The organism is Streptomyces sp. JHA26, from assembly GCF_002005565.1.
Lineage (GTDB): Bacteria > Actinomycetota > Actinomycetes > Streptomycetales > Streptomycetaceae > Streptomyces.
Genome location: NZ_BDJC01000018.1, coordinates 67454 through 86445, shown reverse-complemented (window position 1 = coordinate 86445; position 18992 = coordinate 67454). Strand labels below are relative to the sequence as shown.

General features: G+C 71.3%; 19 protein-coding genes, 1 tRNA gene and 1 riboswitch. Of the genes, 12 read left to right on the top strand and 8 right to left on the bottom strand.

Going from position 1 to position 18992, the window contains the following annotated elements; all coding sequences use genetic code 11:
* The first annotated feature begins 115 nt into the window (after positions 1-115).
* From JHAT_RS14020 to JHAT_RS13995, 6 genes are all read left to right on the top strand, one after another.
* Positions 116-1180, top strand: a complete 1065-nt coding sequence (locus JHAT_RS14020) for a transglycosylase family protein (protein ID WP_077798481.1) — start codon at positions 116-118, stop codon at positions 1178-1180.
* Positions 1181-1357: 177 nt separating this feature from the next.
* Positions 1358-1523: riboswitch (cyclic di-AMP (ydaO/yuaA leader) on the top strand.
* Positions 1524-1526: 3 nt separating this feature from the next.
* On the top strand, positions 1527-2270 hold the full coding sequence (locus JHAT_RS14015; protein WP_077798480.1) for a transglycosylase family protein: 744 nt from the start codon (positions 1527-1529) through the stop codon (positions 2268-2270).
* A 265-nt stretch (positions 2271-2535) separates the two neighbouring features.
* Entirely contained in the window at positions 2536-3825 is a 1290-nt protein-coding gene (eno, locus tag JHAT_RS14010) for a phosphopyruvate hydratase (RefSeq protein ID WP_077798505.1), read from the top strand.
* 121 nt (positions 3826-3946) lie between these two features.
* Complete coding sequence (locus JHAT_RS14005) at positions 3947-4429, top strand: septum formation initiator family protein (RefSeq protein ID WP_077798479.1); 483 nt, start codon at positions 3947-3949, stop codon at positions 4427-4429.
* Between the two features lie 29 nt (positions 4430-4458).
* Complete coding sequence (locus tag JHAT_RS14000; protein WP_077798478.1) at positions 4459-4998, top strand: DUF501 domain-containing protein; 540 nt, start codon at positions 4459-4461, stop codon at positions 4996-4998.
* Complete coding sequence (locus JHAT_RS13995; RefSeq protein WP_077798477.1) at positions 4995-5948, top strand: Ppx/GppA phosphatase family protein; 954 nt, start codon at positions 4995-4997, stop codon at positions 5946-5948. The genes JHAT_RS14000 and JHAT_RS13995 overlap by 4 nt, the downstream gene beginning before the upstream one ends.
* A gap of 31 nt (positions 5949-5979) precedes the next feature.
* Here the strand turns inward: JHAT_RS13995 and JHAT_RS13990 are convergent, their stop codons facing one another.
* Together JHAT_RS13990 and JHAT_RS13985 are read right to left on the bottom strand one after the other, a co-directional pair.
* Positions 5980-6249 carry a type II toxin-antitoxin system RelE/ParE family toxin gene (locus tag JHAT_RS13990; RefSeq protein ID WP_077798476.1) on the bottom strand — a complete coding sequence of 90 codons (270 nt, stop codon included), beginning with the start codon at positions 6247-6249 and terminating at the stop codon, positions 5980-5982.
* Positions 6246-6518 carry a type II toxin-antitoxin system Phd/YefM family antitoxin gene (locus JHAT_RS13985; RefSeq protein WP_048457331.1) on the bottom strand — a complete coding sequence of 91 codons (273 nt, stop codon included), beginning with the start codon at positions 6516-6518 and terminating at the stop codon, positions 6246-6248. Before JHAT_RS13985 ends, JHAT_RS13990 begins: the two co-directional genes overlap by 4 nt.
* Before the next feature lie 515 nt (positions 6519-7033).
* On the opposite strand from JHAT_RS13985, the gene JHAT_RS13980 reads away from it, so the two are divergent.
* On the top strand, positions 7034-8434 hold the full coding sequence (locus JHAT_RS13980) for an NAD(P)/FAD-dependent oxidoreductase (RefSeq protein WP_077798475.1): 1401 nt from the start codon (positions 7034-7036) through the stop codon (positions 8432-8434).
* A 380-nt stretch (positions 8435-8814) separates the two neighbouring features.
* A complete protein-coding gene (locus tag JHAT_RS13975; RefSeq protein ID WP_077798474.1) occupies positions 8815-10116 on the top strand; it encodes a cyclopropane-fatty-acyl-phospholipid synthase family protein in 1302 nt (433 codons plus the stop codon).
* A gap of 88 nt (positions 10117-10204) precedes the next feature.
* Here JHAT_RS13975 and JHAT_RS13970 read toward each other — a convergent pair whose 3' ends face one another.
* Positions 10205-12736, bottom strand: a complete 2532-nt coding sequence (locus JHAT_RS13970; RefSeq protein WP_077798473.1) for an ABC transporter permease — start codon at positions 12734-12736, stop codon at positions 10205-10207.
* A gap of 102 nt (positions 12737-12838) precedes the next feature.
* Complete coding sequence (locus tag JHAT_RS13965) at positions 12839-13609, bottom strand: ABC transporter ATP-binding protein (RefSeq protein ID WP_077798472.1); 771 nt, start codon at positions 13607-13609, stop codon at positions 12839-12841.
* Between the two features lie 427 nt (positions 13610-14036).
* On the opposite strand from JHAT_RS13965, the gene JHAT_RS13960 reads away from it, so the two are divergent.
* Positions 14037-14120: transfer RNA gene (locus JHAT_RS13960), tRNA-Leu, on the top strand.
* A gap of 67 nt (positions 14121-14187) precedes the next feature.
* Here JHAT_RS13960 and JHAT_RS13955 read toward each other — a convergent pair.
* Positions 14188-14496: a transcriptional regulator gene (locus JHAT_RS13955; protein ID WP_375603564.1), complete on the bottom strand. Its 309-nt coding sequence runs from the start codon at positions 14494-14496 to the stop codon at positions 14188-14190.
* Positions 14493-14960: a hypothetical protein gene (locus tag JHAT_RS13950; RefSeq protein WP_253195489.1), complete on the bottom strand. Its 468-nt coding sequence runs from the start codon at positions 14958-14960 to the stop codon at positions 14493-14495. Before JHAT_RS13950 ends, JHAT_RS13955 begins: the two co-directional genes overlap by 4 nt.
* 183 nt (positions 14961-15143) lie before the next feature.
* Here JHAT_RS13950 and JHAT_RS13945 point away from each other — a divergent pair, with 183 nt between their 5' ends.
* Positions 15144-16328 (top strand): 4-hydroxybenzoate 3-monooxygenase, encoded by a 1185-nt coding sequence (locus JHAT_RS13945; RefSeq protein WP_077798470.1) that lies wholly within the window; start codon positions 15144-15146, stop codon positions 16326-16328.
* Between the two features lie 157 nt (positions 16329-16485).
* Positions 16486-17397 carry a Bax inhibitor-1/YccA family protein gene (locus tag JHAT_RS13940; protein WP_077798469.1) on the top strand — a complete coding sequence of 304 codons (912 nt, stop codon included), beginning with the start codon at positions 16486-16488 and terminating at the stop codon, positions 17395-17397.
* Between the two features lie 97 nt (positions 17398-17494).
* On the opposite strand, the gene JHAT_RS13935 is transcribed toward JHAT_RS13940, so the two are convergent.
* Complete coding sequence (locus JHAT_RS13935; RefSeq protein WP_077798468.1) at positions 17495-17722, bottom strand: DUF4287 domain-containing protein; 228 nt, start codon at positions 17720-17722, stop codon at positions 17495-17497.
* Between the two features lie 102 nt (positions 17723-17824).
* On the opposite strand from JHAT_RS13935, the gene JHAT_RS13930 reads away from it, so the two are divergent.
* Entirely contained in the window at positions 17825-18136 is a 312-nt protein-coding gene (locus tag JHAT_RS13930; protein ID WP_171990885.1) for a hypothetical protein, read from the top strand.
* A 52-nt stretch (positions 18137-18188) separates the two neighbouring features.
* On the opposite strand, the gene JHAT_RS13925 is transcribed toward JHAT_RS13930, so the two are convergent.
* Positions 18189-18968 (bottom strand): hypothetical protein, encoded by a 780-nt coding sequence (locus JHAT_RS13925; protein ID WP_077798466.1) that lies wholly within the window; start codon positions 18966-18968, stop codon positions 18189-18191.
* Between the last annotated feature and the right edge of the window lie 24 nt (positions 18969-18992).

The window sequence follows — 18992 nt, the reverse complement described above, 5'->3', positions numbered from 1 at the left end:
ATCTGCACGGCATGAACTTGTGACAAGCGATCATCTCCCTATACGTTCACGGATCAGCGTGGCCGACGAGCATCACCCGCCGCGCCGTCCCTGCTGTCTCGTGAAAGGTCGTCGCATGCTCTCCGGGAACGGTCGTCACCGTCGCCCCCGCCAGGCTCCCGCCCTGGTCGTCGCCGCCGGAGTCACCGGCTCCGCCATCGCGATCCCGCTGCTGGGGGCCACCGGCGCCCACGCGGCCGACGGAACGAACTGGGACCGGGTCGCCGAGTGCGAGACGGGCGGCGCCTGGAGCCAGAACAGCGGCAACGGGTACTACGGCGGCCTGCAGCTGTCCCAGGACGTCTGGGAGCAGTACGGCGGCCTGGGTTACGCGCCCAGCGCCGACCAGGCGAGCCGCTCGCAGCAGATAGCCGTCGCCGAGAAGGTGCTCGCGGCCCAGGGCATCGCGGCCTGGCCGACCTGCGGCCTGCTCGCGGGGCTGGGCAACGACTCGGGAACCGTGACCGGCGGCACCGGCACGTCGGGTGACGGGTCGTCGGCGGGGAGGGGCGGATCGGACACGTCGGGTACGACCGAGTCGTCCGGATCGACCGGCTCGACCGGATCCGTCGAGTCCGCCCCGGAATCGTCACCTTCGGTGACGCCCTCCCCGTCCCGGTCGCAGTCGCAGTCCCCGTCACCGTCCGCCCCGGCCACGACCGGTGCCGCGACGGCCACCGGGGAGGAAACGACCAAGTCCGACACGTCCGTCTCGTCCGGCACCCCGGCCGAGGGTGACGCGCAGGCGTCCGGCAGTGCGGGGGTCGCCGCGTCGGACGGTGGCGAGTCGGACAAGTCGGGGCAGAACGACGCCGCTTCGGGACTCGTCGGCACCGAGGACCCCGCGACCGGCCGGCACCGCGGAAGCAGCGCCGAAGAGGGTGCGGTGGGCGGCCGTGCGGCGGAGTCGTCGGGGCGGCACGCCTCGCGCGACGAGAGCGGCGCCCGCGTCCTCACGGACGGTACGTACACCGTGCGTTCGGGCGACAGCCTCTGGGGCATCGCCGACTCCCTGGAGCTCACCGGAGGATGGCACTCCCTCTACGCCGACAACAAGGACGTCGTCGGTGCCGACCCGGACCACATCCTGCCCGGTCAGACGCTCACCGTCACGGGCGAAACGGGCGAAAACCAGGGCTAGTTCGCGTCACGGTTAGAGGCTGTATGTCCGTTTTGGATCACGTGAGAGATAGGTCTCAGAAGCCGTGATCGTCTTTGAAAATCCGCGGAGCGCGTGCTTACCGTCGTGATCGCTCGTCACCGCGGGCCCCGACCGCCGCAACGCCGAATCCTGCCAGCGGCGGTACGGGAACAGTCGTCGCGTCAAGCGCCGCAGGCAGGAGCGGGGGACCCAGGTAGGTGCCGCACCGGACAGTCGATCCGGAGCGGCTGGGGGTGAAGCCGAGTTCCGTGAGGGACCCGGCCGGGCAACTCAACCGGCCCGAACCCGACAGCTCACCTCGCAGGCGTCGGTGAGGGGATCAACCATGCTGTTTTCCGGCAAGGGCAAGCACCGTCGTCCGTCCAAGGCCACCCGTGTCATCGCCGTCGCCGGCGTCACCGGTGCCGCCGTCGCCGCCCCGCTGATGGCGGCCGGCAACGCCTCCGCCGCCACCGCGTCCGAGTGGGACGCCGTCGCCCAGTGCGAGTCCGGCGGCAACTGGGCCATCAACACCGGCAACGGCTACTACGGCGGCCTGCAGTTCTCGGCCTCCACCTGGGCCGCCTACGGCGGTACGCAGTACGCCTCCACCGCCGACCGGGCGAGCAAGGCGCAGCAGATCCAGGTCGCCGAGAAGGTGCTCGCGAGCCAGGGCAAGGGTGCCTGGCCGGTCTGCGGCACCGGCCTGTCGGGCGCCGCCTACTCCGGCGGCTCCGCCGAGGGCCAGGACGGCGGCTCCTCGCAGTCCTCCGGCAGCTCCGAGGGCTCGCAGAGCCGGAGCGGCGGTTCCACGGCCGAGCGCTCCACCGAGCAGAAGGCCTCGCGCTCCTCCGAGCGTCCGGCCGCCGAGGCCGGGACCGGGGCCGAGAAGAAGACCGTCACCACCCCGACCGGCAAGAAGGTCGAGAAGGGCGACGGCGAGTACAAGGTCGTCGAGGGCGACACGCTCAGCTCGATCGCCGCGGAGCGGCACGTCGAGGGCGGCTGGGCGAAGCTGTTCGAGCTGAACGACGACATCGTCGACGACGCCGACCTGATCTACCCGGGCCAGCAGCTGCACCTCAAGTAAGCGGCGGCCCCCCCTGCTCCCGCCCCGGTGCGTGTTCCCCCGTACGCACCGGGGCGGGTTTTTTCGCGTCCGGGGAGCCGGGAGGCCCCCGGTTTCCGTGAACGGTCTTTGTTCCGTTCGGAAACAATCTATTCTCGGTTCTGTCCAACGGGTGGGTGACCGGCTGGCCGATCGCCCGGAGCCGGTTAGGCTCGTCCCGCAGAGCCGCTGCGGTCCTCGCGGACCCGCGTCACACCGAAGCGTCACATCGAAGAAGGAGATGCTCGTGCCGTCCATCGACGTCGTCGTAGCCCGGGAAATCCTGGACTCCCGAGGCAACCCCACGGTCGAGGTCGAGGTCGGCCTCGACGACGGCAGCACGGGGCGTGCCGCCGTTCCGTCCGGTGCCTCCACCGGTGCCTTCGAGGCCATCGAGCTCCGCGACGGCGACCCCAACCGCTACCAGGGCAAGGGCGTCGAGAAGGCCGTCCTCGCCGTCATCGAGCAGATCGGCCCCGAGCTGGTCGGCTACGACGCCACCGAGCAGCGCCTGATCGACCAGGCCATGTTCGACCTGGACGCCACCGACAACAAGGGCTCGCTGGGCGCCAACGCCATCCTCGGCGTCTCCCTCGCCGTCGCCCACGCCGCCTCCGAGGCCAGCGACCTGCCGCTCTTCCGCTACCTGGGCGGCCCGAACGCGCACCTGCTGCCGGTGCCGATGATGAACATCCTGAACGGCGGCTCGCACGCCGACTCCAACGTGGACATCCAGGAGTTCATGATCGCCCCGATCGGCGCGGAGTCCTTCTCCGAGGCGCTGCGCTGGGGCACCGAGGTCTACCACACCCTCAAGAAGGTGCTGAAGGGCAAGGGCCTGGCCACCGGCCTCGGCGACGAGGGCGGCTTCGCCCCGAACCTCGGCTCCAACCGCGAGGCCCTCGACCTCATCCTCGAGGCCATCAAGGAGGCCGGCTACACCCCGGGCGAGCAGATCGCGCTCGCCCTCGACGTCGCCGCGTCCGAGTTCTACAAGGACGGCTCCTACACCTTCGAGGGCAAGCAGCGCTCGGCCGCCGAGATGACCGAGTACTACGCCGAGCTGGTCGAGGCGTACCCGCTGGTCTCCATCGAGGACCCGCTGTTCGAGGACGACTGGGAGGGCTGGAAGACCATCACCGACAAGCTCGGCGACAAGGTCCAGCTCGTCGGTGACGACCTGTTCGTCACCAACCCCGAGCGCCTGGCCCGCGGCATCGAGGAGGGCGCCGCCAACGCCCTGCTGGTCAAGGTCAACCAGATCGGTTCGCTGACCGAGACCCTGGACGCCGTGGAGCTGGCCCAGCGCAACGGCTTCAAGTGCATGATGTCCCACCGTTCGGGCGAGACCGAGGACGTCACCATCGCCGACCTGGCCGTCGCCACCAACTGCGGCCAGATCAAGACCGGCGCCCCGGCCCGCTCCGAGCGCGTCGCCAAGTACAACCAGCTGCTGCGCATCGAGGAGATCCTCGACGACGCCGCGGTGTACGCCGGCCGCAGCGCCTTCCCGCGGTTCCGTTCCGCGAACCAGTAGGCACGGCGGGGGTGGAGTGCCACCCCTGTAGGAAGCGTCGTACGTACGTCCCCGTACCCGGTCCCGTACCGTGTGCGGGGACGTACGCACGTATGACGACCGTGAAGGCGGAGGCGGGGACATGGCGGTGAAGGACCGGGACCGTTTCTCCACCGCGACCAGGATCCGGATCATCGGGGAGCAGACCGCGGCCCGGGTCTACCGTTCGCAGACCAGGCGCCAGGCCCGCCGCTCCCGCCTGACCGGCCGGGCGGCACTGCTCGCGATGGTGCTGTGCTCGCTCGTCGTGGCGCTCGCCTACCCGATACGGCAGTACGTCGCCCAGCGCGCGGAGATCGCCGACCTGCGCGAGGAGCAGGAGCGGACCCGCCAGCGGGTGGAGGACCTGCGCGACCTCAAGGCACGCTGGCAGGACGACGCGTACGCCGAGCAGCAGATCCGCCTGCGGCTGCACTACGTGATGCCGGGGGAGACGGGGTTCATCGTCGTCGACCCGCACGCGGCCGAGCAGTCGCGCGCCGACGTCGGGGCGGCCGACCGTCCCTGGTACCGGAACGTGTGGGACGGGGTCGACAAGGCCGACGCCGCCGCCCACCGGCAGTGACTCAACAGGAAGACCAGCAGAAGACAGTCATGCAGACTCCCCCGCCCACCACTCCGCGCACCGAGCCCAGCGACGCGGACGTGGAGGCCTTCAAGCAGCAGCTCGGGCGCCCACCGCGCGGCCTGCGCGCCATCGCGCACCGCTGCCCGTGCGGACAGCCGGACGTCGTGGAGACGGCGCCGCGGCTGCCCGACGGCACGCCCTTCCCCACGCTGTACTACCTGACCTGCCCGAGGGCGGCCTCCGCGATCGGCACGCTGGAGGCGAACGGCGTGATGAAGGAGATGACCGAGCGCCTCGCCGCCGACCCGGAGCTGGCCGACGCCTACCGGGCCGCGCACGAGGACTACATCCGGCGCCGCGACGAGATCGAGGAGCTGACCGGCTTCCCGAGCGCGGGCGGCATGCCGGACCGGGTGAAGTGCCTGCACGTGCTGGTGGCCCACTCGCTGGCGGCCGGTCCGGGCGTCAACCCGCTGGGCGACGAGGCGATCGCGATGCTGCCGGAGTGGTGGCGCAAGGGGCCGTGCGTGACGGTCTCCGAGACCTGCGGGGAGGACGGCAAGTGACCCGGGTCGCCGCCATCGACTGCGGTACGAACTCCATCCGGCTGCTGGTGGCCGACGTGGACCCGGCGACGGGCGAGCTGGCCGAACTGGACCGGCGCATGACCATCGTGCGGCTGGGACAGGGCGTCGACCGCACCGGGCGGCTGGCGCCCGAGGCGCTGGAGCGGACGTTCGCCGCCTGCCGTGAGTACGCGGAGGTCATCGAGGGGTACGGTGCCGAGCGGCTGCGCTTCGTGGCGACCTCCGCCTCCCGGGACGCGGAGAACCGGGACGAGTTCGTGCGGGGGGTGCTGGACATCCTCGGCGTGGAGCCGGAGGTCATCTCCGGCGACCAGGAGGCCGAGTTCTCCTTCACGGGCGCGACGAAGGAGCTGACCGGCCGCGTGGACCTCGACAGGCCCTACCTGGTCGTGGACATCGGCGGCGGCTCGACCGAGTTCGTCGTCGGCGACGACCACGTGCGGGCCGCCCGGTCCGTGGACGTCGGCTGCGTCCGGATGACGGAGCGGCACCTGGTCCGCGACGGCGCGGTGACCGACCCCCCGTCCGAGGAGCAGATCGCGGCCATACGGGCCGACGTCGAGGCGGCCCTGGACCTCGCCGAGCGGACCGTGCCGCTGCGCGAGGCGCGCACGCTGGTCGGCCTGGCCGGCTCGGTGACGACGGTGTCGGCGATCGCGCAGGAGCTGCCGGAGTACGACTCGGCCGCCATCCACCACTCCCGGGTGTCCAGGGACCGGGTCCGCGAGATCACCGACTGGCTGCTGCGCTCCACCCACGCCGAGCGCGCCGCGGTGCCCTCGATGCATCCGGGCCGCGTCGACGTGATCGGGGCCGGGGCACTGGTCCTCCTGGCGATCATGGAGCGGATGGGCGCGGAGGAGGTCGTCGTGAGCGAGCACGACATCCTCGACGGCATCGCTCACAGCTGCGCCGCCGAGGCGCGCTGAGGCGGTGCTGGTGCCGGTGCCGGGCGGGGCGTCACAGGTTGCGGTAGACGTCCCGCCGGTCGCCCACCTTGACCACGAGGACGACGAGTTCACCATCGTTGATCTGGTAGGCGACCCGGTAGCTGCCGACCCTGAGCCGGTAGAGGTTCGACGGGCCGGTGAGCTTCTTGACGTCGGCGTCTTGCCGGTACGGATCGTCACCGAGTGCGGTCAACGCGGTCAGGATGCGCATGGCGTCGGGTCGGCTGATGGCCCGAAGCTGACGCTGTGCCGCCGTGGTGAACCGGAAGGCGTACTTCACGCCGCCTCGCCGTCCTGCTCGGTGAACAGATCCGCCAGCAGTTCCGCCATCGTCACGGTGGTGCCGCCCTCGGCCAGCACAGCTTCGGCCTCGCGCGCCAACATCACGTCGGCGGCTTCCTCCAACGCTTCGAAGTCCGAGATCGGGACCACGGCTGCCACCGGTGCACCGTTGCGCGTGATGACGGTCGGGACGCCTTCCTCGGCCCGGTTGATGTGATCGGCGAGGTGTGCGCGGGCTTCCCGTACAGTCACGGTGTTCTCAGTCATGAAGTTAGTGTACGCATTTTCGTGTACACGGTACATCCGCAGAGGGGAGCGCGTTCGTGCGCGATCCTCGACGGCATCGCGTGGTCGGTGGCGTAGGTGTCGGTGGTGGCTCCCTGAGCAGGTCGGACGACGTTTGAGCGCCCCCCGGGGGGGCCGTGGCGGGCCCCCGGCGACATTCCGTCGGGAAACTTCGTGAAGTTCTTCACAAGGATTTGGGCCCCGCCGGGCGGCGAAAGGCCGTCGGTTGACCCTTTTGGGGGTTCAACTGCCCTTTGAACGTGTTCAGGACGGCGTTCCGCAGGGGGTTCGGAGAGGGCTCGCCGGGGGCGGGGTCACCACCCTCCGTGGTGCGGAGTGGCAGCTCAAGCGGCATTGACAACGGGGCGCACTACACGCTGGTTCCTGCCCGCGCCATGATCTCCGTCACGTGGGCGGCGGATGGTAGCACAGCCTCCACCGAAGCTTGTGAAGGGGCGCACGATCGACCCCCCTGGGACGGGTGGATACTCGATGCCATGAGCACCACGGAGCGTCCCAGGATCCTCGTAGTAGGCGGTGGGTACGTAGGCCTGTACGCAGCTCGACGCATCCAGAAGAAGATGCGTTACGGCGAGGCGACCGTCACCGTCGTCGACCCGCGGTCGTACATGACCTACCAGCCCTTCCTCCCCGAAGCCGCCGCCGGCAGCATCTCCCCTCGACACGTCGTCGTCCCCCTCAGGCGCGTGCTTCCGAAGGCGGAGGTCCTCACCGGCCGGGTCACCACCATCGACCAGGACCGCAAGGTCGCCACGATCGCCCCGCTGGTCGGCGAGGCGTACGAGCTGCCCTTCGACTACCTGGTCATCGCCATGGGCGCGGTCTCCCGCACCTTCCCGATCCCCGGCCTCGCCGAGCAGGGCATCGGCATGAAGGGCATCGAGGAGTCCATCGGCCTGCGCAACCACGTTCTGGAGCAGCTCGACAAGGCCGACTCCACCACCGACGAGGAGATCCGCCGCAAGGCGCTCACCTTCGTCTTCGTCGGCGGCGGCTTCGCCGGCGCGGAGACCATCGGTGAGGTCGAGGACATGGCCCGCGACGCGGCCAAGTACTACAAGAACGTGTCCCGCGAGGACATGCGCTTCATCCTCGTGGACGCCGCCGACAAGATCCTTCCCGAGGTCGGCCCCAAGCTCGGCCAGTACGGCAAGGAGCACCTGGAGAGCCGGGGCGTCGAGATCTACCTGTCCACCTCCATGGACTCCTGCGTCGACGGCCACGTGGTGCTGAAGAACGGCCTCGAGGTCGACTCCAACACCATCGTGTGGACGGCCGGCGTCAAGCCGAACCCGGCCCTGTCCCGCTTCGGCCTGCCGCTGGGTCCCCGCGGGCACGTCGACTGCGAGCCCACCCTCCAGGTCAAGGGCACCGACTACATCTGGGCCGCGGGCGACAACGCCCAGGTCCCGGACCTGGTCGGCCGCAAGGCGGGCAACGAGAACGCCTGGTGCCCGCCGAACGCCCAGCACGCGCTGCGCCAGGCCAAGGTCCTCGGCGACAACGTGGTCTCCGGCATGCGGGGCTTCCCGCAGAAGGAGTACAGCCACGCCAACAAGGGCGCGGTGGCGGGCCTCGGTCTGCACAAGGGCGTCGCGATGATCGTCATGGGCAAGATGAAGATCAAGCTCAAGGGACGTCTCGCCTGGTACATGCACCGCGGATACCACGGCCTCGCGATGCCGACCTGGAACCGGAAGATCCGCGTGTTCGCGGACTGGACGCTCGGCATGTTCCTCAAGCGCGAGGTCGTCTCCCTCGGCGCGATCGAGACCCCGCGCGAGGAGTTCTACGAGGCCGCCAAGCCGGCCCCGGCCGCGCCGAAGGCCGACAAGAGCGAGAAGCCCGCGGAGAAGACCGAGGCCAAGGCCTCCTGACCCCCGGTCACCGCAGCCGTAGTACCGGCACCTCCCCGAAGGGGCCGCCCGCCATCCGTGGTGCGGGCGGCCCCTTCGGCGTACCCGGGACCGGGCCGGGCCGGTGTTCCTGACGGGGTGTCCGGAAGGTCCCGCGGACGGAGACGACGTCCCGGTGCAGGGTCCGGCTCGACGGACGCCGGCCATGAAACGCCGGCCATGAAACGCCGGCCATGAAACGCCGGCCATGAAACGCCGGCCGTGGGACGCCGGACGGCCGATAGATGGCCTCGGCACGTGTTTTTGCCGGGCCATGACTCCGTGGCGGGACTGCACCGCGGCCCCCCAGGTGTTTACGTGGTGTCAGGACATTCCGGGATCGCTCGTCACGGAGGTACGCCATGGCTGATGCCGCGCTGCGGCTGCAGAACCTCTTCGAACAGCTGCTGGGAGCGCCGCTCCCGGTGCGCGTTCGGGCCTGGGACGGTTCGCAGGCGGGACCGCCGGGCACGCCGACGCTCGTCGTCCGGCACCGCAGGGCACTGCGCCGTCTGCTGTTCAAGCCGGGGGAGCTGGGGCTGGTCCGGGCCTGGGTGGCCGGGGACCTCGACGTCGAAGGGGACCTCTACACCGCCCTCGACCTGCTCGCCGGGCTCGTCTGGGAGCGCGGTGAGGACGCCCGGGGGCTCGTCGCGGCCCTCCGCGACCCCGAGGTGCGGGCCGCCGTGCGCGGGCTCGTGAAGCTGGCCGGTCCGCCGCTGCCGCCCGCGCCGCCGCCGGAGGAGGTCCGCAGGCCCCGCCGCCACCTGCACACCAGGCGCAGCGACAAGCGGGCCATCAGCCACCACTACGACGTCGGCAACGACTTCTACGAACTCGTCCTCGGTCCGTCCATGGTGTACTCCTGCGCCTACTGGTCCGCCCCCGAGGCCGAAGGCGGCACCCTGGAGACCGCCCAGCGCGACAAGCTCGAACTCGTCTGTCGCAAGCTCGGCCTGAAGGAAGGTCAGCGCCTGCTCGACGTCGGCTGCGGCTGGGGCTCCATGGCCCTCCACGCGGCCCGCGAGCACGGCGTGAGCGTCGTCGGGGTGACCCTGTCGCAGGAGCAGGCCGCCTACGCGCGCAAGCGGGTCGCCGACGAGGGGCTCACCGACCGGGTGGAGATCCGCGTCCAGGACTACCGGGACGTCGCCGACGGGCCGTACGACGCGATCTCGTCCATCGGCATGGCCGAACACGTCGGTGCCGAGCGGTACCTGGAGTACGCCGCCGGCCTGTACCGGCTCCTCAAGCCCGGCGGGCGGCTGCTGAACCACCAGATCGCCCGCCGCCCCCAGCAGGACGAGTCCTCCTACAGCGTGGACGAGTTCATCGACTCCTACGTCTTCCCCGACGGCGAGCTGGCCCCCGTCGGCACCACCGTCACCCAGTTGGAGCGCGCCGGGTTCGAGGTGCGCGACGTGGAGTCGATCCGCGAGCACTACGCGCTCACCCTGCGCCGCTGGGTGACCAACCTGGAGTCCGAGTGGGAGGCGGCCACCCGGCTCGTCAGCCCCGGCCGGGCCCGCGTCTGGCGCCTGTACATGGCCGCCTCCGCGCTCTCCTTCGAGCACAACCGCATCGGCGTCAACCAGGTCCTCGCCGTCCGGACGCCGGACTCGGGCGCCTCCGGGATGCCCCTGCGCGCCCGCACCTGGAACTGAGCCCGCGGGCGACCGGGCCCGCGGGCCCGCCGCACGCGCGAGGGCCCCGCTCCCACCCGGGAACGGGGCCCTCGCACGCGCGTGGCGGCTACTCCGCCTTGATCGCGTTCAGCATGTTCAGCCGGGCGGCGTTGCGGGCCGGCCACATCGCGGCCAGGACGCCCACCAGACCGGCCAGCACCAGGAAGATCCCGATCCGGTCCCAGGGCAGGACCAGGGTGTACCCCGGGATCTCCTCCGCGATCGTCTCGCCGATCGCCCAGCCGAGGAAGGCGCCGAGACCGATGCCGACCACCGCGCCGAACACCGAGATGACGACGGCCTCCAGCCGGACCATCCGCTTCACCCGGCGCCGGTCCAGACCGATCGCGCGCAGCATGCCGATCTCCTGCTGCCGTTCGAAGACCGACATCGCGAGGGTGTTGACGACGCCCAGCACCGCGATGATCAGGGCCATCGCCAGCAGGCCGTACATGACGTTCAGCAGGGTGTTGATGGCGCCGCCGAACTCGTCGCGGATGTCCTGCCGGTCCATCACGGTGATCGCGGGGTTGCCACCGAGCGCGTCGACGACGACCTTCTCGTTCGCCGCGGTCTGACCACCGTCGACCTTCACGAAGATCTGCCGGATGGACGGCTTCGCCTCGTGCCGGCCCACGACCCCCCGGTCGATGAGGACGGGGGAGAGGAACTCGCTGTCCTTGTAGACGGCGCCGACCGTCAGCGTGGCCTTCTCGTCGTCGTCGAAGGTGACGGGAACGGTGTCGCCGGTCTTCCAGCCCCTGCTCGCGGCGGTCTTCTCGGCGACGGCGATCCGGCCCTGGGCGAGCGAGCCCGCGCTGCCGCTGACGACGTCGACGGTCAGGACCTTCTCGATGTCGCCCGGGGTGACGGCGGAGGCGGACACGTAGTCGCCGCCGATCTTGAGGTAGGCGTCCTGCTGCGGCGAGACCGCGGACACGCCCTCGGCCTTCTCCAGCGCCGTCAGCGCGGACCCGTCGAGGTCGCCGCCGTTGGCCATCGTGACCATGTAGTCGGCCCTGATGTTGTCCGTGGTCATCTTGTCGATGGCCTTGCCGACCGTGACGCCGAGCACCGACAGGCCGGTCACCAGCGTCAGTCCGATCGCCAGCGCCGAGGCGGTGGCGCCGGTGCGGCGCGGGTTGCGGACCGCGTTCTGGCCGGCCAGCTTGCCGGCCACGCCGAAGGGGCCGACGAGCAGCGGACGGACGAGCGCGATCACGGGCCGGGACAGCAGCGGGATCAGGACGATCACGCCGATCAGCGCGAGGAACGCGCCCGCCCCGATGTACATGCGGCCGTCGTCGCCGCCGGTCGAGGCACCCGCCACGATCGCCGCCGCGCCGAGGGCGGTGACGGCCGCGCCGATGGAGTTGCGGACCACCAGCGACTTGGTGGTGGCCACCGCGTGGACGCTGTTCATGGCCGCCACCGGCGGGATCTTCGCGGCCCGGCGGCCGGGCAGCCAGGCGGCGAGCACCGTGATCAGCACGCCCACCGCGAACGCCGCGACCACCGGCGTGGCGGACAGGACCAGCGGGCCGTCCGGCATCTTCATGTCGGCCGCCGCCATGCCGGAGCGCAGTCCGACGGCCAGGCCGACGCCGAGGGCGAAGCCGACGGCCGAGGCCACCAGGCCCACCAGCGCGGCCTCGGCGAGCACCGAGCGGGTGACCTGCCTGCGGGAGGCGCCGACGGCGCGCATCAGGGCGATCTCCTTGGTGCGCTGGGCGACCAGCATCGTGAACGTGTTGGAGATCAGGAAGATGCCGACGAAGAGCGCGATGCCCGCGAAGCCGAGCAGGACCTGCTTGAGGTTGCCCAGGCCCTGTTCGATCTGGTCGGCCTGCTCGTCGGCGAGCGCCTTGCCGGTCTGCGCCTCGGCGGTGTCCGGCAGCAGCGGCTCGACCGCGGCGAGGATCTTCGCGTCGTCCGCGCCGGGGGCCGCGACGACGGTGGCCTCCTCGAAGTAACCCGGCTGGAGGTACTGCTTCTGGGCGACGGCGGTGTCGAAGAGGACGAGGCTGCCGCCGGCGTTGACGGCGCCGTCCTCGGTGGTGAACACACCGCTGAGGGTGTACTCCTTCACCGGGCCGTTGGTCGCGACGCGCACCCGGTCGCCGACCTCGTACTCGCCCTTGGCGGCGGACTCCTCGTCCAGGGCGATCTGGTCGTCCTTCACCGGGCCGGAGCCGTCGGTGAACGTGTACGCGGTGTCCTTGCCGTCCTTGCCGGGCGCGAAGTTGGAGCCCTTGTTGGACCAGCCGACGCCGATCAGCTTCCCGTCGGGGTCGGCGACGCCGGCGAAGCCCTCGACGCGGCCGTACACCCCGGCGACGCCGTCCACGGCGGCGATCCGGTCGAGGACCTTCCCGGAGAGGCCGGGCTCCTCCTTGGGGTTGTCCGGGTCGGCGTACGAGGTGACGGCGACGGCGACGTCGTCGTAGCTCTTCGCCGACTGGTTGCGGAAGGCGTTGGAGAGGGTGTCGGCGAAGACCAGGGTGCCGGACACGAACGCCACGCCGAGCATCACGGCGAGCACGGTCATCAACAGCCTGGCCTTGTGCGCGAAGACGTTGCGCAAGGCGGTACGGAACATGGGTCTACTTCGTCCAGACGTACGGGGTGGAAGGCGGTGGGGCGTCGGCCGGTGCGGCGCGCGGGTGCGGGGGTCGGCCCCTGCGGCGCGCGGGTCCGGACGTCAGCTGGTGCGGCCCTTGGCGTCGAACCGCTTCATGCGGTCCAGCACCGAGTCGGCCGTCGGCCCGTGCAGCTCGTCGACGATGCGCCCGTCGGCCAGGAACACCACCCGGTCCGCGTAGGAGGCGGCCACCGGGTCGTGGGTGACCATCACGACCGTCTGTCCCATCTCCCGTACGGAGTTGCGCAGGAAGCCCAGCACCTCGGCGCCGGAGCGGGAGTCGAGGTTTCCGGTCGGCTCGTCACCGAAGATGATCTCCGGCCGGGAGGCCAGCGCCCGGGCCACGGCGACGCGCTGCTGCTGCCCGCCGGAGAGCTGCGTGGGACGGTGGCCGAGCCGGCCGGAGAGGCCGACCATCTGGATCACGGAGTCCAGCCACTGCTTGTCCGGCTTGCGGCCCGCGATGTCCATCGGGAGGGTGATGTTCTCCAGCGCGGTCAGCGTCGGCAGCAGGTTGAACGCCTGGAAGATGAAGCCGATCTTGTCCCGGCGCAGCTTGGTCAGCTGCTTGTCCTTCAGCGAGCCCAGTTCGGTGTCGCCGATGCGCACCGAACCGGAGGAGAAGGTGTCCAGCCCGGCGACGCAGTGCATCAGCGTGGACTTGCCGGAGCCGGAGGGACCCATGATCGCGGTGAACTCGGCCTGCCGGAAGTCGACGGAGACCCGGTCGAGGGCGACCACCTGGGTCTCTCCCTGGCCGTAGATCTTGGAAAGCTCCGTGGCGCGCGCGGCCACGGTGGTGGACCGGTCGGCGAGGGGTGCGGTGGTCACGGGGAGGACGCTCCTGTCGGTACGGCGATGTGCTCGGGGACGTCATCCATCCTCCCGGCCGGGGGCCGCCGTGCCATCAGCCGCTGTTCCGGTTTCGGGGGGCGACTGAGGTCGGACGGCCGCGGCCGGTGTCATACCTACGGATGACGGGCTGCCCTGACGGGCACCTCCGGCGGGCCCCGGCGGCCCGTCGCCGCACGGGGGCGCGAGAACAGGTCGGGCACCCTTGTAGAGACGGTGAAATTCCGTCATTCCGCATGCGTGGCCGGTCTTCGCGCGCAAGGCTGTTGGCAAGTGCGGATGGCCTGCTCATGAAGCTGATGATCCCTCAGGCGTCAATAAAATAAGACAACGTCGGTTCGCCCGCCCGGTGTCGGAGGGGCGCGTCCCGATAGGGTCGGGACACTCGACGCGGTGCCCATGGCCTGCCCGGATGGTGGAATGCAGACACGGCGAGCTTAAACCTCGCTGCCCCTTCGCGGGCGTGCCGGTTCAAGTCCGGCTCCGGGCACTCACCACGATGCCGCGTTTCCCGGGCGGAGGGACCGGTGGGGGCGCTCACGCCGGACGCCGGGACGTCACCCTCGTGCGGCCGGGTCGGCGAGGGCGGCGATGCGGCGCAGTTCCGCGAGGTGCCCGGCGAGCGCCTGCCGGCCCGTCTCGGTCAGGGCGAGCCAGGTGCGGGTGCGGGAGTTCACGGGGGCCTTGCGCACGGTCGCGTAACCGGCCGTCTGCAGCACCTTGACCTGCTTGCTCAGGACGGAGTCGCTGATCCCGAGGGCATCGCGGACCACGGAGAACTCCAGGGAATCGACCGCCGCGAGCATGGCGCAGATCTGCAGCCGGTGCGCCGGGTGGATCACGTCGTCCAGACCGGACACGGTCACGCCCGTCGCAGCAGGTCGCGGCGCAGCGCCGCGTCGTTGCGCCTGGTGACGTACACGGTGAGGGCGAGTGCCACGAGTCCGGCCGCCGACATGGCGCCCGGCACGTCCGCAGCCAGTTTCAGGCCGAGGCCCACGGCGCCGAGGACGAGGAGGAGCACCAGGTGGAGGCCGTTGAGGCCACGGGTGCCGGGGGCGGACACCGAGCGGTCGACCGAGACGCCGCGGGAGCGGGCGACGCCCAGGGTGAGCGCCACCGGGAGGACGATCCCCCCGGCGACGACCCCGGAGGGCACCAGGCTGCCGCCGACGTCGATCGAGACGAAGGCGAGGCCCACGCCGAGGCCCAGTCCGGCGTGGTACCACCAGGGCGCCGAGGCGCGGTCCGCGAGCGCGGCACGCGCGGAGGCCACGCCGTCCAGGGCCGAGCGCGCGGCGGCAGGGTCTTTCCGGTCGCTGTTTTCCACGATGGAAAGAGTACCTCGACTTTCCCTCATGGAAAGGCCCGTTCGCGGGAGTCGGCCCGAAACCGTTGACAGCGGGCCGCGGGAGGCCGAGACTCGGCGCGGAAATCAGTGAAGGAATTTTCACCACGCGAACAACGTGCGCGCAGCCCCCGCGGCAACGACGCCAATCGAAGGGAACGACCGATGCGCACCACCGTCGGCATCATCGGGGCCGGCCCCGCCGGACTCCTGCTCGCCCGGCTCCTCCACGACGCCGGGATCGACTCGGTCGTCCTGGAGAGCCGCGACCGCGCCTACGTCGAGCGGCGCCAGCGCGCCGGGATCCTGGAGCAGGGCACGGTGGACGTCCTGCGCGCGGTCGGCGCGGCGGAACGGATGGACCGCGAGGGGCTGCGCCACGACGGCATCGAGCTGCGCTTCGACAAGCGGCGCCACCGCGTCGACTTCCCCGCCCTCACCGGCGGCCGGTCCGTGACGGTCTACGCCCAGACCGAGGTCTGCAAGGACCTCATCGCCCTCCAGCTCGAGGACGGCGGCCCGCTGCTGTTCGAGACGGAGGCGCTGGCCGTCGAGGACGCCGACACCGACCACCCGCGCGTCCGCTTCCGGCACGGCGGCGCGGACGGCGCGGAGGACGTCCTGGAGTGCGACTACGTCGTCGGCTGCGACGGCTTCTGGGGCGTGGCCCGCCGTGCCGTCCCGGCCGCGCCGAGCCGCACCTTCGAGCGGACGTACCCCTTCGCCTGGCTCGGCATCCTCGCCGACGTGGCCCCCTCCCACGACGAGCTGGTCTACGCCCGCCACGACCGCGGCTTCGCCCTGCTGTCCATGCGCTCCCCGTCCGTCTCCCGTCTCTACCTCCAGGTGCCCGAGGGCACCGATGCCGAGGCGTGGAGCGACGAGGAGATCTGGGACGAGCTGGAGCGCCGCTTCGAGACGGACGACGACTGGACGCTCCGGCGCGGTCCCGTCACCCAGAAGTCCGTCACCCCCATGCGCTCCTACGTCCACGAGCCCATGCGGCACGGCCGCCTCTTCCTGGCCGGCGACGCCGCGCACATCGTGCCGCCCACCGGCGCCAAGGGCCTCAACCTCGCCGTCGGCGACGTCGTCACCTTCGCCCGGGCCCTGGCGCACCGGCGGGAGACCGGCTCCGCCGAGCTGCTCGACGCCTACTCCGCCACCTGCCTGCGCCGGGTGTGGCAGGCCGAGCGGTTCTCGTACGACATGACGACGCTGCTGCACCGCGCCCCCGACGCCACGCCCTTCGACGACCGCCTCCAGGTGGCGCGCCTGGACCGGATCGCCTCCTCCCGCGCCGCCGAGACCGACCTCGCCGAGGCCTACACCGGCTTCCCGATCGGATGAGCCCGGGGTGCGGCCCGCCCGTGGGGGGAATCACCGTTCCCCGTGGCGTGTTGCGCGACAGGACGAGGGAAAGATCCTCCCCAAGCAGTAGGGTCATTCCTTTGCCGTTCTATTACTCTTAGGCCAAGGCTGCGCAGTGTGGCCATGGAGGAGTGAAATGAGGAGCAGAAACCCGGTCTTCTCGCGACGGGGGTTCAGCCGCGACAACGGCTACGCGGGCTTCAACGCCGCGCCGCAGGCCGGGGGACCCGCCGTCGCCACGCAGGGCAACCCGTACGCGCAGGGCAACCCGTACGCCCAGCCCGTCGGCAACCCCTACGCCCAGAACCCGTACGCACAGCAGGACCAGCAGTACGGCGTGCCGCCGCAGGCACCGGCGACCACCGGCCGGATGACGATCGACGACGTCGTCGTCCGCACCGGATCCACGCTCGGTGTCCTCGTCGTCACCGCCGCGCTCGCCTGGGCGCTGCTGCCGGTCGACGACGCCCACATCTCCCGGTCGTACGGCATCGGCATCGGTGCCGCGCTGATCGGCATGGTGCTGGCGTTCGTGCAGTCCTTCAAGCGCAAGGCGTCGCCCGCGCTGATCCTGGCCTACGCGGCGTTCGAGGGCGTGTTCCTCGGCGTCGTCTCCAGCGTCGTCGACAACCGCATCGCCGACGGCGCGGCCATGCAGGCCGTGATCGGCACGATGGCGGTCTTCGCCGGCGTGCTGATCGCCTACAAGGCCGGCTGGATCCGCGTCAACCGGCGCTTCTACGGCTTCGTGATGGCGGCCGCGCTCGGCTTCGTCTTCCTGATGCTGGTGAACATGCTGTTCGCCGTCTTCGGCGGCGGTGACGGCCTCGGCTTCCGCAGCGGCGCCCTCGGTGTCGTCTTCGGCGTCATCGGCGTCATCCTCGGCGCCTGCTTCCTCGCCCTGGACTTCAAGCAGGTCGAGGACGGCATCGCCTACGGCGCCCCGCGCGAGGAGGCCTGGCTCGCCGCCTTCGGCCTCACGCTGACGCTGGTGTGGATCTACATGGAGTTCCTGCGGCTCATCTCGATCCTCAACAGCAGCGACTGACGCCGCCGCGCCCCGCACGTCGGAGCGCCGCGTGAAGGAGCCCCGGGCACCGTGCCCGGGGCTCCTTCGTCGTCACCGTCGGCGGGACGGCGCACGCTCACAGCAGCCGGCGCGCGGCCCTCCTCAGCTCGTACTCGTGGATGATCGCCTTGGCGTGGCCGTAGGAGAGGTCGTGTTCGTGGCGGAGCCAGCTGACCCTCTCCTCGAAACGGAGGGCGGGTCCGTCCTCGACGGTGCGCAGCCAGTCGGAGATCGCACGACCGGTGCAATGGGGGATGCGGGCGAGCAGATTGCGATGGGTCTCCTCGGACAAGACGTGGGACATCGGCGCCTCCGGGCGAAAGGGGATGTGGCCGGTCCTTCAGGTCACCGTGCCTGAGCGTTCGCCCGTTGGCAACAGTCCCGGAACGCCGCGTACGCTCACGCCGTGGTTGATACGACGCCTTTGACCCGTGCCGTGGACGACTTCGCCGACCGGTTGCGGGCCGCCCCGCAGAGCAGGCTGCAGCGCGGGGCCGCCGCCGAGGCGCTGGAGCTGGCCAGGGAACTGGCCCGGCGCGCCCAGCTCGCCGAGGAACCGGACGCCGAGCCGCGTCAGATGCCGGACGCGGGGATGTTCGCCGCCGCCGACCAGATCGCCGTCGCCGCGCACGACCTGGCCGTCGTCCTGACGGACGCGGACCAGGTGGAGGAGGCGGTGCTGCTGGTGGAGGAGGCCCGCAAGCGGGCCGGGGTGTGAGGACGCGGGGCCGGCGGGCCGCAGGGGCCGCCGGCCGCGGGGGCCACCGGGACTACAGGGACGCGATGACCCGGTCCGCCAGGATGTAGACGTTCTCCTCGCCGCACGCGAAGGTCAGCGTGTAGGCGCCGGAGATGCCCGAGCCGCCCAGGAGGTACGGCGTCCGCCCCGCCTGCAGGGCGGCGGCCAGGCGCTCCGCGGTCTCGCGGTGGCCCGGCGTCATGCACAGGGTGGTGCCGTCGGTGAAGACGTACACGTCGAGCGTGCCGAGCGGACCCGGGCGGACGTCCGCCAGCGCGACGTGCGAGGCGGCCAGCTCCTCCAGCGCGGCGACGGTGCGCTCGTGATCGTTCACGGCCGGCGACGGGTTCGGCACGAAGTCCGGGTGCGAGGGGTGCCGACGGCGGGCCGCGGCCAGCTCGGCGGACTCCCCGGCCGGCTCGTCGGCGTCCGCGCCCGGCTCGACCACCGGCTCCAGACCCACGAGGTCGGCCTGCCGGGGCAGGAACAGCTCGCTGTCGGACAGACCGAGCAGCAGGGGGGCGTCGGAGGCGTCGCGGGACTCCTGGGCGGCCCAGAAGGCCCGCGCCTCGGCCAGCTCCCGCTCACGCTCCTCGGCGAGCGCCTCGGCGACGGCGGCGCGTATCTCCTCGGCGTCGCTGGTGGTGCGGGCGGCCGGGATCCGGCTCCGCGTGGCGGCGCGGCTCTCGGCCAGCTCGGTGCGCAGCGCCGCGACCTGGCGGCGCAGCACGAGGACGGCGCGCAGGACGGCGACGCCCACGGCGCCCGTGGCGGCCGTGGTGAGCAGCAGGGCGATCGGCATGGCGCTCACTGACGTACTCCCGGTTCAAAGTCG

Coding starts and splice junctions, on each gene's coding strand:
- JHAT_RS14020 (WP_077798481.1), top strand. CDS start 116: ATGCTCTCCGGGAACGGTCGTCACCGTCGCCCCCGCCAGGCTCCCGCC.
- JHAT_RS14015 (WP_077798480.1), top strand. CDS start 1,527: ATGCTGTTTTCCGGCAAGGGCAAGCACCGTCGTCCGTCCAAGGCCACC.
- JHAT_RS14005 (WP_077798479.1), top strand. CDS start 3,947: ATGGCGGTGAAGGACCGGGACCGTTTCTCCACCGCGACCAGGATCCGG.
- JHAT_RS14000 (WP_077798478.1), top strand. CDS start 4,459: ATGCAGACTCCCCCGCCCACCACTCCGCGCACCGAGCCCAGCGACGCG.
- JHAT_RS13985 (WP_048457331.1), bottom strand. CDS start 6,518: ATGACTGAGAACACCGTGACTGTACGGGAAGCCCGCGCACACCTCGCC.
- JHAT_RS13980 (WP_077798475.1), top strand. CDS start 7,034: ATGAGCACCACGGAGCGTCCCAGGATCCTCGTAGTAGGCGGTGGGTAC.
- JHAT_RS13975 (WP_077798474.1), top strand. CDS start 8,815: ATGGCTGATGCCGCGCTGCGGCTGCAGAACCTCTTCGAACAGCTGCTG.
- JHAT_RS13970 (WP_077798473.1), bottom strand. CDS start 12,736: ATGTTCCGTACCGCCTTGCGCAACGTCTTCGCGCACAAGGCCAGGCTG.
- JHAT_RS13945 (WP_077798470.1), top strand. CDS start 15,144: ATGCGCACCACCGTCGGCATCATCGGGGCCGGCCCCGCCGGACTCCTG.
- JHAT_RS13940 (WP_077798469.1), top strand. CDS start 16,486: ATGAGGAGCAGAAACCCGGTCTTCTCGCGACGGGGGTTCAGCCGCGAC.
- JHAT_RS13935 (WP_077798468.1), bottom strand. CDS start 17,722: ATGTCCCACGTCTTGTCCGAGGAGACCCATCGCAATCTGCTCGCCCGC.